This window comes from Nocardioides massiliensis (assembly GCF_030811215.1).
Taxonomy (GTDB): Bacteria; Actinomycetota; Actinomycetes; order Propionibacteriales; family Nocardioidaceae; genus Nocardioides_A; species Nocardioides_A massiliensis.
This window is the reverse complement of the sequence record NZ_JAUSQM010000001.1, coordinates 237,310-249,530: the sequence shown is the minus strand read 5'-3', so window position 1 is coordinate 249,530 and position 12,221 is coordinate 237,310. Positions and strand designations below refer to the sequence as shown.

At 67.2% G+C, this 12,221-nt stretch carries 19 protein-coding genes; 14 read left to right on the top strand and 5 right to left on the bottom strand.

Annotated features, from left to right (window positions below):
• Nucleotides 1-70 precede the first annotated feature (70 nt).
• The 11 genes from J2S59_RS01390 (at nucleotide 71) to J2S59_RS01340 (ending at nucleotide 4,727) form a co-directional block, all read left to right on the top strand.
• The gene (locus J2S59_RS01390) at nucleotides 71-709 is read left to right on the top strand and encodes an antirestriction protein ArdA (RefSeq protein WP_246360083.1); all 639 of its coding nucleotides are present in this window, start codon (nucleotides 71-73) and stop codon (nucleotides 707-709) included.
• A 105-nt stretch (nucleotides 710-814) separates the two neighbouring features.
• Nucleotides 815-1,219 (top strand): hypothetical protein, encoded by a 405-nt coding sequence (locus J2S59_RS01385; protein WP_068116865.1) that lies wholly within the window; start codon nucleotides 815-817, stop codon nucleotides 1,217-1,219.
• 165 nt (nucleotides 1,220-1,384) lie between these two features.
• Nucleotides 1,385-1,615: a hypothetical protein gene (locus tag J2S59_RS01380; RefSeq protein ID WP_068116867.1), complete on the top strand. Its 231-nt coding sequence runs from the start codon at nucleotides 1,385-1,387 to the stop codon at nucleotides 1,613-1,615.
• Between the two features lie 112 nt (nucleotides 1,616-1,727).
• Complete coding sequence (locus J2S59_RS01375) at nucleotides 1,728-1,904, top strand: hypothetical protein (protein ID WP_181641486.1); 177 nt, start codon at nucleotides 1,728-1,730, stop codon at nucleotides 1,902-1,904.
• Between the two features lie 187 nt (nucleotides 1,905-2,091).
• Nucleotides 2,092-2,319: a hypothetical protein gene (locus tag J2S59_RS01370; protein WP_068116871.1), complete on the top strand. Its 228-nt coding sequence runs from the start codon at nucleotides 2,092-2,094 to the stop codon at nucleotides 2,317-2,319.
• Between the two features lie 148 nt (nucleotides 2,320-2,467).
• Nucleotides 2,468-2,614 (top strand): hypothetical protein, encoded by a 147-nt coding sequence (locus J2S59_RS01365; RefSeq protein ID WP_181641487.1) that lies wholly within the window; start codon nucleotides 2,468-2,470, stop codon nucleotides 2,612-2,614.
• 3 nt (nucleotides 2,615-2,617) lie between these two features.
• A complete protein-coding gene (locus tag J2S59_RS01360; protein WP_068116877.1) occupies nucleotides 2,618-3,061 on the top strand; it encodes a hypothetical protein in 444 nt (147 codons plus the stop codon).
• A 134-nt stretch (nucleotides 3,062-3,195) separates the two neighbouring features.
• Nucleotides 3,196-3,621 carry a WhiB family transcriptional regulator gene (locus tag J2S59_RS01355; RefSeq protein WP_181641488.1) on the top strand — a complete coding sequence of 142 codons (426 nt, stop codon included), beginning with the start codon at nucleotides 3,196-3,198 and terminating at the stop codon, nucleotides 3,619-3,621.
• On the top strand, nucleotides 3,618-4,001 hold the full coding sequence (locus J2S59_RS01350) for a hypothetical protein (RefSeq protein WP_068116881.1): 384 nt from the start codon (nucleotides 3,618-3,620) through the stop codon (nucleotides 3,999-4,001). Before J2S59_RS01355 ends, J2S59_RS01350 begins: the two co-directional genes overlap by 4 nt.
• Nucleotides 4,001-4,276 (top strand): hypothetical protein, encoded by a 276-nt coding sequence (locus J2S59_RS01345; RefSeq protein WP_068116882.1) that lies wholly within the window; start codon nucleotides 4,001-4,003, stop codon nucleotides 4,274-4,276. The genes J2S59_RS01350 and J2S59_RS01345 overlap by 1 nt, the downstream gene beginning before the upstream one ends.
• Nucleotides 4,277-4,343: 67 nt before the next feature.
• Nucleotides 4,344-4,727: a hypothetical protein gene (locus tag J2S59_RS01340; RefSeq protein ID WP_306824733.1), complete on the top strand. Its 384-nt coding sequence runs from the start codon at nucleotides 4,344-4,346 to the stop codon at nucleotides 4,725-4,727.
• 21 nt (nucleotides 4,728-4,748) lie between these two features.
• Here the strand turns inward: J2S59_RS01340 and J2S59_RS01335 are convergent, their stop codons facing one another.
• The 4 genes from J2S59_RS01335 to ku form a co-directional block, all read right to left on the bottom strand.
• Nucleotides 4,749-5,018: a hypothetical protein gene (locus J2S59_RS01335; protein WP_220138437.1), complete on the bottom strand. Its 270-nt coding sequence runs from the start codon at nucleotides 5,016-5,018 to the stop codon at nucleotides 4,749-4,751.
• Nucleotides 5,015-6,037, bottom strand: coding sequence for a tyrosine-type recombinase/integrase (locus J2S59_RS01330; RefSeq protein WP_068120675.1), 1,023 nt, complete (start codon nucleotides 6,035-6,037; stop codon nucleotides 5,015-5,017). The genes J2S59_RS01335 and J2S59_RS01330 overlap by 4 nt, the downstream gene beginning before the upstream one ends.
• A gap of 72 nt (nucleotides 6,038-6,109) precedes the next feature.
• Nucleotides 6,110-7,360, bottom strand: coding sequence for a flavin-containing monooxygenase (locus J2S59_RS01325; protein WP_220138436.1), 1,251 nt, complete (start codon nucleotides 7,358-7,360; stop codon nucleotides 6,110-6,112).
• A gap of 36 nt (nucleotides 7,361-7,396) precedes the next feature.
• Nucleotides 7,397-8,359 carry a non-homologous end joining protein Ku gene (gene ku / locus J2S59_RS01320; protein WP_068120672.1) on the bottom strand — a complete coding sequence of 321 codons (963 nt, stop codon included), beginning with the start codon at nucleotides 8,357-8,359 and terminating at the stop codon, nucleotides 7,397-7,399.
• A gap of 93 nt (nucleotides 8,360-8,452) precedes the next feature.
• On the opposite strand from ku, the gene ligD (J2S59_RS01315) reads away from it, so the two are divergent.
• Both ligD (J2S59_RS01315) and ligD (J2S59_RS01310) read left to right on the top strand, forming a co-directional pair.
• Nucleotides 8,453-9,418 carry a non-homologous end-joining DNA ligase gene (ligD, locus tag J2S59_RS01315; protein WP_068120670.1) on the top strand — a complete coding sequence of 322 codons (966 nt, stop codon included), beginning with the start codon at nucleotides 8,453-8,455 and terminating at the stop codon, nucleotides 9,416-9,418.
• A complete protein-coding gene (gene ligD / locus J2S59_RS01310; protein ID WP_068120667.1) occupies nucleotides 9,399-10,325 on the top strand; it encodes a non-homologous end-joining DNA ligase in 927 nt (308 codons plus the stop codon). The genes ligD (J2S59_RS01315) and ligD (J2S59_RS01310) overlap by 20 nt, the downstream gene beginning before the upstream one ends.
• A 7-nt stretch (nucleotides 10,326-10,332) precedes the next feature.
• On the opposite strand, the gene J2S59_RS01305 is transcribed toward ligD (J2S59_RS01310), so the two are convergent.
• Nucleotides 10,333-11,529, bottom strand: coding sequence for a carboxypeptidase-like regulatory domain-containing protein (locus J2S59_RS01305; protein ID WP_181641938.1), 1,197 nt, complete (start codon nucleotides 11,527-11,529; stop codon nucleotides 10,333-10,335).
• A 164-nt stretch (nucleotides 11,530-11,693) separates the two neighbouring features.
• On the opposite strand from J2S59_RS01305, the gene J2S59_RS01300 reads away from it, so the two are divergent.
• Complete coding sequence (locus J2S59_RS01300) at nucleotides 11,694-12,152, top strand: hypothetical protein (protein WP_068120663.1); 459 nt, start codon at nucleotides 11,694-11,696, stop codon at nucleotides 12,150-12,152.
• Nucleotides 12,153-12,221: the final 69 nt, after the last annotated feature.

Sequence of the window (12,221 nt, the reverse complement as noted above, 5' to 3'; positions counted from 1 at the left end):
GGTGGTCGGTGGGAGGGGTTGGGGATCAAAACCAATCAGGTTCGATCACTACACGTTGGGAGACGTGACCATGAACGCACAGATGGAGCGCCGGGTTTGGATCGGCTGCCTGGCTTGCTACAACGATGGTCGCCTGGTGGGCGACTGGTTCCCGGCTATCGAGGCCGGCGAAGTGACCACGGAGCAGCTGCACACGGGCGATATCCGCGTGGATGCCGCCGGCAACGTCATCAACGGTGACGGGTGGGACTCGCCGCACGAGGAGCTGTGGGTCATGGATCACGAGGGTTTGCCGATCAAGGGCGAGTGCTCGCCGGCCACCGCGCAGGCTATCGCCGAGACGTGCGAGGCAATCGAGGCCGATGGGTACTCGGTGGACGCCGTACGCGCGTGGTGTGAGTACGTCGGTGAGGACTTCCCCGCCGAGTGGGACAAGCCGACCCGAGAGAGCTTCGAGGACGCCTACGCGGGGTCGTGGGCATCGTTCCGCGAGTACGCGGACGAGTGCGCCGGCGAGATGCTGGACGCCGAAACCGCTGACTACCGTCACCGCTCCCTGACGGGCGAGCAGGCGAAGCTGTGGAGCCACTGCTACTTCGATTATGAGGCTTACGCCCGCGACCTGGCGCACGACCACTTCACGGAGCGGTGGACGGTGGACACGCCCGACCGCTACGAGACCGGCGTCTACGTGTTCCGGTCCCACTGATCTATCCGCCCCGGTGACCCGCTTTAGGCGGGTGTCAGGTTCACGACCTGGCCGGGGCACCACGGGAAACCAAAAGGGTTTCCCTCGCACGTTGGGAGACGAGCGATGAGCAAGCTTGCAGAACGTGAAGCGTTTTTCTACGAGCACGCCGGCTACTCCTACCGGCCCGGTTTCGAGACCGCCGAGGAGGGGCGCAAGCGTTGCGCCCACGCCCTCGCAATGGCCGAGGTTACCGGCGAGGCGTTCGGCTGGTCGGTTCGGTGGGAGGTCGACCCCGACCCGATGTGGGATGACGACGTGGAGCGCGAGCACACCGATTATGGCCAGTGGTGGGCGGTCCTGGAGGACGAGGACGGCGAGCGCCTGGGGTCGCTCGGGTCTATCGACCTGGGACCGGACGGTTACCCGGATGGTCCTGGCGCTGACCCGTACGCCCGGGTCGTCGCTGCCGAGCTGATGCTAGAGGCGCGGCAGGAAGTCTACTTCCGGCGCTACGCGGTAGGTGCCTGACATGGACACACTTTTCTGTTCAAGCGGCGACTGCCACAAGCGCGCCACACACTCACTCACCGCACAGGCACAGTCTGGCGGGTTGTGGGTGGGCCGCTGGTGTGGTCACGACGACCACAGTCCCCGCCACACGTTCGAGCTGATGGGTTTCGAGGTGATCGGACAGTGAGCGCACTAGAGGACGCCTACGGCGCCGTGCGGGAGCACCTGCACGGCGGGCCCGACGCTGACACGCCGGACGATCTGCGTTCGCTGTTGTGGCTTGTTGCGGAGGCCGTGGAACGTCTCGACGGGCACCGGCACGACGGGATGCCGCTGCGCGACCTGGGTGATTCGCTGACAGGTGCGGCTATGTCGCCTGCATTGCGCGCCTTGCTGGAAGGGCGCAAGCAATGAGCACCCGAGAGCGCATCGGCGCGGGCACCTGGACGGCACTGATCTTCGGCAGTTACGTGCTGCTGATGCTGGCTAAAGGTTCACACGGAATCGTTGGATGAAGGAGAGAGCAATGGAAATCAAGATCACCGTTCACGATGACTGGGACCTCGACAGCATGGCGGACTACGTTCGCGGCGTTGCGGCCCAGATCGCAGAGGGTTACGTTCGCGGCCACGATGGGCCGGACCTGCACTGGGACAGCGACTTCGAGGAGCGCCACCGCCGCATGTACGGGGCGGCGTCGTGACCAGCACCTACGAGCCGTATTTTTCAGTCGGCTACTCCGGTCTCCCGTTTAGCGACATGGAACTCATGGACCGGGACCATCTGGCCGTGAGCCTCTACGAGTGCAGGTCGTGCCGCCTGCTCACCACGTCCCCTGGCCTGCACGCGGATTGGCACCGCGAACTCATCGAGAATGGAGGCGGTCGAGCATGAGTCCCGCAGAGAAGCTTGACGAATGGCAGAAGTCTGTAGAAGGGCGCGGCGCACTGGACGCGCTCGCGGTCCTTGAATGGCTACAGGAAGACGTGCGGAAGTACGAGAAGGGCAACCCCACAGCGGAAGTCCTGGACTCCGCGTGGGAGCTGGGGCCAGACCAGCACGCCGGCATCACCAGGGCACTGGGAACGCTGGAAGCGTTCATCCGTGCCCGAATGTGACAACCAACAACTAGACACCCTGAGAGGGAGGTGACTGTTTCCGTTGCCTCCGGCCCGGATGGACACGCAGTAGCCATAGACGGCTACTGACTCCCCGTTGTTCGCCGGGTCGGGGGGTTGCAGAAACAGCAACCGAAAGGACATGGACATGACCCACCGTGAAACTCTCGCCCTCATCAGGGCACAGAACGAGCTGGAAACCGCCATGCTTGCTCTAGGCAAGGGCGACATTGACAAGGCAGGCACCGCTATCGCTGCGGCTGTCCGCCACATCGACACCCTGATCGGAGATTGAGCGATGACCGAGACACCGAGCATGGCCGAGGTGCTGGCCGAGCACGACGACCCGCCCGGCTGGATGTGGTCGGCAAGCGACCAGATGGTCTACGCCTGCGAATGCGGCGACCACTACGCGGCCGGACCGATCGACGTGATCCAAGAGGTCGAGGTCACGGCCGCCGCCGAGTGGCACCGCGCCCACGTCGCCCAAGCCCTCGCCGCTGCCGGATTCGGGCACGTGGCGAGCGTGGAGGCGGAGCGGGATGCGTTCTTCGGCAAGGCGATGGAGTTCAAGCGAATCGCCATCGAGAACGCCGAGCGAGCCCAGGCTGCCGAAGCCCAGGTCGCCGCCGCGCGGGCGCTGGCTGACGAGTGGATGGCGAACAGCAACGAGGTGTCGAAGTTCATCGACGCCGATCACGCCGCTGATCTCCGCCACGCCCTCGACGGCGAGGACAACTGACATGGATTCGCTGCTGGGTTTGCTGTTCATCGCGTTCGTACTCATCGGCCTGATCGGCTGGCTGTTCGACTAACCCCCGGCCTCTGGCCGGCCCCATATTGACAGGTAACAGAGAAAGCGAAGGTTGAAACATCATGGCGACACTGCGAAACCCGATCCCCCGCCTGGACCCGCACAACCCGCCCGCAACACTGCCCGCTGCACCCATGTGGATGGCGAAAGCGAAGTGTGTCGGCAAGTGGGCACTGTTCGACCGCCGAGACTTGTCCGAAACAGACGCAGCCGCCCTGTGCGCCGGCTGCCCGGTGATGGACCGTTGCCTCCAGCTCGCTAAAGAAGTGGAGACGATGCCGCTGATGGTGGAGGGGGTGCGTGCCGGGATGACTCCCCGGCAACGCATCATCGAATACCTGCCGCATTCGATCCCGTCGCACTGCAAGCATGGGGAGAAGCTGGACCCGAACGACTCGACCACGAGTCGCCTGAGTGTGGACGGCACGTTCCACTGTGTGGGTTGCGCGCCTGTTCGTGGCGTGCGTGACCGGGTGGTGGCTGCGTGATGCGGAGCGACGCAAGGAAGCGACTGGACGGGCAGAAGAAGGCCGAGCCCGACGCGGACGAGCGGGAGGCGCTGATCGACGTGCTCGTGATGACGCCGATGGCCGACCACATCGGCACCGACATCGCGCCGGTTGAGCGCACCGCCGATGCCGTACTTGCCGCTGGCTACTCCCGCACCCCGGACGCCCACCTCGCCGCCGCCAAGGCCGAGGGGGCAGCGGAGGCGCTGGAGGAAGCGGCCGCCAGCGTGGACCTGAGCGCGTACTACGACCCGTCGCCTGCTGGTCGCGTCTCGACCTCGTGCCACCTGGCCGAGAACGCCACGCGTGACTTCCTCCGCGCCCGTGCCGCCCGTCTCCGCGAGCAGGGAGGCGAGTGATGGCCCTGTTCGGCATCACCGTCATCGAGTCCCCGCACCTGCCGACCTACCCCAGCCCCGGGACCGACGCCCGCCGCATCGTGCGACACGGCATGGCCGACGTGCTCGCATGGCTTGGCGAAGACGTTGGGCCGAAGCCCGGGGAGCCGACCCATGCGTTCCTGATCGGCTCCACCCTGGCCGCGAGCGCCGCGATGGTCGGACGGCTCCGCTCCCTCCCCGACCCCACCACCGCTCTGCGCGCTGGGCTTGCAGGGTGGGGTGACAGTGACTGACCACGACACACACCCACCCAAGTGGAACGTGCAGTGGGGTTGCCCTTGCCCGCCATGCAGAAAAGCAGTGAAACTGAAGAACGCCCGCTACCAAGGGTTGCGGGCTAGAGGCTACGAGTTCTCCACCCCCGCCGCACCGTACGTGCGGCGCCTGCAATCCCTCCAGGCCCTTGGCTGGTCCACTCGCGCTATCGCAGCGCACGCAGGGCGCACCAAAACCTCAGTCCAGGAGACACTGGACACCCCGATAGACGGGGTGATGTGGAAGTCGAAGGCACGCTGGATCATCGACGTGTACCGCGAGCTGCACATGAAGGTGCCCACCGGCCCGAAGGTGGGCCAGGTGCGTAGCCACGCCAGGCGGCAGGGCTGGATACCGCCACTGGCATGGGAAGACATCGACACCGGGGTGCGTGCGGTGGTCCCGCACCACAAGGCAGTCCTCAGATAGAGGACAAAGAAGAACCGCCCTCTACTCGGGGGCGGTTTTCTTTTGCAGTCGTTTCAGTTCTGCGTTGGTCAACACAGGTTTCTTCACCACCATCCGTCCGTTGGGGCCGACGGTGGCTAGGGACTCGATGTCAGCCAGCGGTTTGCTGGCGTGGCAGTCGCTACACAAGTCGACAGTGAACCGTCGCTTGGCTTCGACCAAACCAATCGTGCGGCGCGTCACCGCACCGTTGGAGCCGCAACTGTCACACACAGTCACCACCTCCCGGACAACTGTTCGTACCACGCTCACCTCACTAGAGAAACCACCCCATCCCCGCTGCCGAGACGATACATCTGCTTGCCCTTCAATAAGTCGTCTCTAGTGCGTCGGTCAGCCGTGATCCCGATGTACCTCTCGGTCTGCTCGACGGACGAATGGTGCAACATGGCTTGAACCACTCTTAGTGCCCCGTCGTAGCCGTCTGCGACCAGCTGATCGAACAGAGCGCGTGCGCCTGAACGGCGCAGCGTGTGGCACCCTTCCCGGGCTGTGTTGCCGTGACTGTCAGTGATCGGGAACCCCGCCCCCTGCAAGATGCCCTGGATGACGCGGGTTCCCCGCGACAACGGAAGCTCCGGCTGTGGAGTCAGCAACACTTCGGTGAACATGCCGTCCGCACCACGCATAGGCGTGGGTGCGAGGCGAGGGATCAGGTAGTAGTGCGGCTGCAACACACCGACCGCCTTGGTGTAGGCGGTGAGCCACTGCCGCATCTCGGTGTCCAGTTCAAGCGACACCGGCATCCTGTCTTCCAGCTTCGTCTTCTTGATGCGACACATGAGGTAGCCGGCGTTCATGTCCAGGTCTCTGATCCGCAGGTCTGCGATGTCTTGGTCACGCAGCAGCGTGTAGAGCATCAACGCAACCAGGGCCCGGTTGCGTGGCGTCTTCTTCTCGGCAGTGTCCAGCAGCAGCGGGAACGCAGAGACGTGCAGTCGGTTGCGTTCTTTACGGATCGTCTTCGGTGTGCGCCGACCGAACATCGGGTCACGGTCTGTGGGAAGCCGTTTGGTGTGGCGCATCCACTTGAAGAACGTGGTCAACACCGTGTGGTCCAGCTTCAACGAGTCGGTGGATCGCGTCTTCGACGCATCCTCCATGTGTCTAGTGACATGCACTTCGCTGATCTGCCGGCACTGGATGTTGCCGTTGACGGACAGGAAGCGTCGCAAGATCGACGCTTCGTTGGCGATGGTCTGTTTGCTGATCTGTTGCGACTTCCGCCACCGCTGGTAGTCGTCAATCGCATCCGATAGAGCCTGGTGCATCGTGACACTCCTCAGTGAGACCTATGTGTTGATAGGTGTCACGCTACACAGAGGTCACGACCTTGACAACTATCAGTGAAGACCCTTCGCTGTCGTCTTGACGTAGTAGGCCATGCGATCGAGGCCCAGGTAGCGATAACCGCCCGACAGGTCCGGTCGCGGCCCGCGCATCCGCTGCTCGAACGCCGCGGCGGCAGCGGGATCGGCCTCCAGCGCGCGGAGGTACGCCGCCACCAGCTCGGCCTGCTCGTACCTGCCCTGCCAGCCGATCCCGCTGGCCTCGATCATCCCGAGCACGAAGAGGCCGGGAGCGCCGAAGATGTTGAGGTAGAGGTCGGGAGCGCCGGTGCGGCCGTCCCAGTTCAGGTGGGCAGGGTCGAGGAACGGGTAGTGCAGCCGGTAGCCGGTCGCCAGCACCACGAGGTCGTAGGTCTCGCGGGTGCCGTCGACGAAGCGCACGCCGTCACCGTCGAGCCGCTCCACGTCCTTCATGACGCGCAGGTCCCCGTGGCCGAGGTGATAGAGGATCATCGAGTTCACGATCGGGTGGGACTCGTAGATCTTGTGGTCCGGCTTCGGGAACCCATAGCGCACGGGGTCTCCGGTGAAGAGCTTCAGGACGCGGCTGTCGATGGCCTGCTTGATGCGCGCGGGCAGCGGACGCCCCTGGTTGAGCGTGTCTGCGGGCTTGCCGAAGACGTACTTCGGCACGAAGTGGTAGCCGCGCCGCACGCTGATGTCGACCGACGCGGCGTGGTGCACGGCGTCGACGGCGATGTCGCACCCGGAGTTGCCGGCGCCCACGATCAGCACTCGCTTGCCGGCGAAGACGCTCGCGTGCTTGTACGCCGAGGTGTGGATCAGCTCCCCGTCGAAGCTGCCCGGCAGCGTCGGCATGTTCGGCTCACTCAGGGTGCCGTTGGCCACGATCACCCCGTCGTACGTCGAGGTCCGCTCACCGTCCGGCCCGACGCGGGTCACCGACCAACGACCCGCGGCCGGCTCCACCCGGGTGACCTCCGTGCCGAACCGGAACCCCGTCCGCAGGCCGAAGTGGTCGGCGAAGTCGCGGAAGTAGGCGTGCAGCTCGCGGTGGCTCGGGTAGTCCGCGACCGAGTCGCGCATGGGGAACTCGGTGAACTCCGTGGTCGTGCGCGAGGAGATGAGGTGGGCCGACTCATAGACCGTCGAGCGCGGGGCGTCGATGTCCCACAGCCCGCCGACGTCGGCGGCTAGCTCGAAGCCCTCCCACGCCAGCCCCGCGCGCTGCAGGTTGCGGGCGGCGGCGAGTCCGGACGGGCCGGCACCGATGATCGCGATCACGCCGGGCATCATGGCACCCGGACGTCGATCGAGAGGTCAGCTGGCCTTCTTCGCCGTCGCCTTCTTGGCGGCGGTCTTCTTCGTCGCGCTCTTCTTGGCGGGCGCCTTCTTGGTCGCGGTCTTCTTCGCGGAGCTCTTCTTCGCTGCCGTCTTCTTGGCGGGCTTCTCGCTCCCGGAGCCCTCGCCGGAGTCGTCGCCCGAACTGTCGTCGCTCGCCTTCTCCCCGCGGGCGGACTTGGCCGCGTCGACGCTGCGCTGCAGCGCCGCCAGCAGGTCGACGACCTCGCCACCGCTCTTGGGCGCCTCGGGGGAGCGCTTGACCTCGCCGCCCTCGACCTTGGCGCGCACGAGCTCCTCGACCGCCTCGCGGTAGTCGTCCTCGAACTCCGTCGCGTCGAAGTCGCCGGCGAGGGTCTCGACCAGCATCGTCGCCATCTTGACCTCCTGCGGCCGGGCCTCCTCGCCGGAGTCGACGCTGAAGTCGGGGACGCGGATCTCGTCGGGCCACATCATGGTCTGCAGCACGATCACGTCGTCGCGCACGCGCAGCACGGCCAGCGAGGTGCGGTTGCGCAGCGCGACGGTCACCAGCGCCATCCGGTCGGACTCGACGAGTGCCTCGCGCAGCAGGGAGTAGGGCTTGGCCGCTGCCTTGTCGGGCTCGAGGTAGTAGGACTTCTCGAACAGCATCGGGTCGATCTGGTCGCTGGGCACGAACTTCTCGACCGTGATCTCGCGGCTGCTCACCGACGGCAGCTCGGCCAGGTCGTCGTCGTCGAGGACGACCATCTGCCCGTCCTCGGTCTCGTAGCCCTTGGCGATGTCGGCGTAGGCGACCTCCTCGCCGTCGAGGCTGCAGACGCGCTGGTAGCGGATCCGCCCGCCGTCCTTGGCGTGCACCTGGCGGAAGGAGATGTCCTTGTTCTCCGTCGCCGCGTAGAGCTTCACGGGGACGCTGACCAGCCCGAAGGACACCGCGCCCTTCCAGATCGCCCGCATCTGCACTCCTTCGTTCCGTGTCGAGCCGCCCGTTGACGGTCGAGCGGAGTCGAGACCAGCCCGTCGCCACCCTTCCCCTGTCAGGATGGCCCCATGCGCCCCATGCTCGCCACCCGCGGGGACCGGGTGTTTCCCGCGCCGCCGACCGGCAGCGCGTGGTTGCACGAGGTCAAGTGGGACGGCGTACGCGCTCTGATCGAGGTGACCGCCCGCGGTCTGGTCATGACCTCGCGCAACGAGAACGCCATCACCGCCGCCTATCCGGAGGTCCACGGACTCGCCGACGTGCTGCCCGTCGGCACCCTGCTCGACGGTGAGGTCGTGGCGTTCGACGACGGCAGACCCTCGTTCGCCCGGTTGGCCGACCGGATGCACGTGCGCGACGCAGCCCGGGCCGAGCGGCTCGCCGTGCACAATCCCGTCACCTTCATGGCCTTCGACCTGCTCCGACTGGCGGACGACGACCTCACCGGGCGGCCGCTGGTGGACCGCCGTGCCCACCTGGAGGAGCTCGCACTCGACGAGGCCGGGGTGTCCGTGCACGTGGCTCCGGCGTACGACGACGGGCAGATGCTGCTCGAGGCCACCCGCGCGCAGGGCCTCGAGGGCATCGTCAGCAAGCACCGCGACTCCACCTACCGCTTCGACCACCGCAGCAAGGACTGGTTGAAGTACCCCCACCGCGCCCGGGCGTCCTACGTCGTGGGCGGGTGGCGACCCGAGAAGGGCGTCGGCGACCGGTTGGGCGCGCTGCTGGTGGGGGAGCCGACCGCCCACGGCCTGCGCTACCGCGGGCGCGTCGGGTCCGGCATCGCCGGGAAGGCGGCGGCCCGGCTGGCCGAGCTGCTCGCGCCCTTGGAGGACGCGACCAATCCGTTCGTCGACGAGGTCCCGCGGGTGGACGCAACGGGCGCGCGGTGGTGCCGTCCGAGCCTGGTGGTGGACATCGCGGCGCTGGGGACGACCGGGGGCGGGCGGCTGCGACAGCCGGCGTACGTCGGTCCGCGTCCCGACCTGGACCCCGAGGAGCTGATCGACCATGAGTCCGCAGAGCAGTGAGGTGCACGTCGAGGTCGACGGCCGCACCCTGCGGATCAGCAACCTCGACAAGGTCATGTATCCCAGCACCGGTACGACGAAGGGCGAGGTGCTGCACTACTACGCCCAGGTCGCGCCCGTGCTGCTGCCGCACCTCGCCGACCGGGCGGTGACCCGCATCCGCTGGCCCAACGGCACCGCCAAGGGCTCGTTCTTCGAGAAGAACCTGCCCTCGGGCGCCCCGACCTGGCTGCGCTCGGCCACCGTGCCCTCCAGCGGCTCGCGCGGAGGATCCAGCGACACGATCACCTTCCCCGTGATCGACGGGCTGGCGTCGCTCACCTACCTGGTGAATCTCGCGTCCCTCGAGCTGCACGTGCACCAGTGGACCGTCGGGCGCAACGGCCAGCCGACCAATCCCGACCGGCTCGTCATCGACCTCGACCCCGGTGACCCGGCCGGCCTGCCCGAGTGCGCGCAGGTGGCGCTGCTCGTGCGCGAGCGGCTCGAGGACCTGGGCCTGGCCTGCGTGCCGGTGACCAGCGGGAGCAAGGGCCTGCACCTGTACGCCGGACTGCCCCAGGCGGGCTCGGGGCGCGGGGGCAAGCGCAACGGCAAGCAGGTCAGTGAGCTGGCCAAACAGGTAGCCGAGGGGCTGATGCGCGACCACAAGGACCTGGTGACGGCGCAGATGACGAAGGCGAAGCGGCCGGGCAAGGTCTTCCTCGACTGGTCACAGAACGCGCCGGCCAAGACCACCGTGTCGCCGTACTCCCTGCGGGGACGGGAGCGGCCGATGGTCGCGGCCCCGCGCACGTGGGCCGAGGTGGAGGACGGTGCGGAGGACCCGCTGGCCCTCGAGCAGCTGGACTGCACCGAGGTACTGGCCCGCATCGACGAGCACGGCGACCTGTTCACGATCGACTGAGGCGCCTTTAGAACTTCCCGTTGCGCGTCATGAGGATCTCCCCGAGGGAGATCCCGCGCCCGGCCACCGAACGGATGCCGCTGATCGTGACCTTGCGGTACTTCTGGCCCTTGACCCCGGACGGGACCTCGAGGACGACCGTCAGCTGCTTCTCGTTGCCGAACGACCCGCCGACGCGGAAGTCGCCCTGACTGTCGGTCTTGCGCTGGGCGCGCAGCGACCCGGCGCTGTCGTAGACGCTGACGGTGACACCCTTGAGCCCCGTGCCGTTGGACGCGTCGAGCGCCGTCCCGGTGAACCAGCCGCCGCGTCGGTTGAGGCGGAAGCTGGTGAAGCGGAACTTGCCCTCGTGGACCTTGCCGACGTTGCCGGTGCGCGAGAGGAAGTTGCCGGCGCCCGGCACGGAGATCCGGTAGCGGCCGGGATGCAGTCCGGCGAGGGTGACCTGGCCGCGGTTCGAGCGGGCGACCCAGTACTGGCCCGTGCGACGGTTCACTGCCGTGACCCAGACGCGGGCTCGCAGCGGCTCGCGGCCGGCGTACAGATCGACGACGAGACCGCCGGCGCGCGTGTCGAGCCGGACCGTGGTGTTGACGATCCTGCCGGGCTCGAGCTTCGGCACCCACGTGCTGGCGCCGGTGAACTGCTTTGCGCGGTCGTAGCCGAAGACCGAGTAGCTGGCGGCGCTGAGGCCCCCGAGGGCGAACTCGCCGCGCTCGTTGGCGCGGACCTCGTAGGTCCCGCCGTGCTGATTGATCGCGACGACCCGGGCGTGCGGCGCGGCGCGGCCACCCGCGCGCACCGTGCCGGTGATCGCGGCGCCGCGGCGGACGCGGATGTGGCGGATCGTGGTCCTGCCGCCCCGGACCCGCACCTTGGCCTGCGTCGTGGCGACCTTGGAGACGTCGTAGTTGGGGCGCCGGTCGTTGACCTGGATCCAGTAGACGCCCGGACGCATGGGCCCGAACGAGTAGATCCCGGAGCTGTTGGCCTTCCGCTTGCGGATGAAGTTCCAGTGCCGGTCGAACAGCGAGACCTGCAGCTTGCTGACCCCCTGGCCGGAGCCGGCCGCGCGGATCTGGCCGGTGATCTTCCCTGCCGGTGCTGCCTGCGTGGTGGCGGTCCCGGCGACGAGCAGGGTCGCCACCAGGGCGAGCAGGACTGCCGGCACGACGGCCAACCGCGCGCGCGAACCTCGGGTCATGACAGCAGCGTAGGGAACGCCACTGTCCGGATCGGCCACCTTGGGGCGAACTTGCACAAGGGCACCGCAGGCCTTGCGGTAGCCCGCTGTGAAAGACTGCGCCGGCGGGCGCAGGAGCCCGCGGATTTGTCACGGGGAAGCGATCGCAAGGAGCCACCACACCCATGAAGATCACCAAGAAGGCTGTCGGGCTCGCTGCCCTCGCCCTGTCCGCGAGCCTGGTCACCGGCTGCGGCAACAGCACCGACGCCTACTGCAACGACCTCGAGGCGACCGTCGACGAGCTGGGCAGCCTCACCGGCACCGACGCCGACTCCATGGAGAAGGCCTTCGACGCCATCAGCGACCTCGCCGACGACGCGCCCGACGAGGTCAAGGACGAGTGGCAGGTCCTCGACAAGCAGATGGAGGCCATCGACGACGCGCTCGACGAGGCCGGCCTGGAGTTCTCCGACCTGGGTGAGCTCTCCACGGGCCAGCTGCCCGAGGGCGTCACCGAGGAGCAGCTCACCGAGCTCGGGGAGAAGCTGCAGAACCTGAGCGGCGACGAGGTCCAGGAGGCGGCGGACACCATCTCCGAGCACGCCAAGGACGAGTGCGACGTGGACCTCAACGCCAGCTGAGGTCACGCACCACGACGTGACAGGAGGGCCGGGACCTGGTGGTCCCGGCCCTCCTTGCTGTCTTGGGGT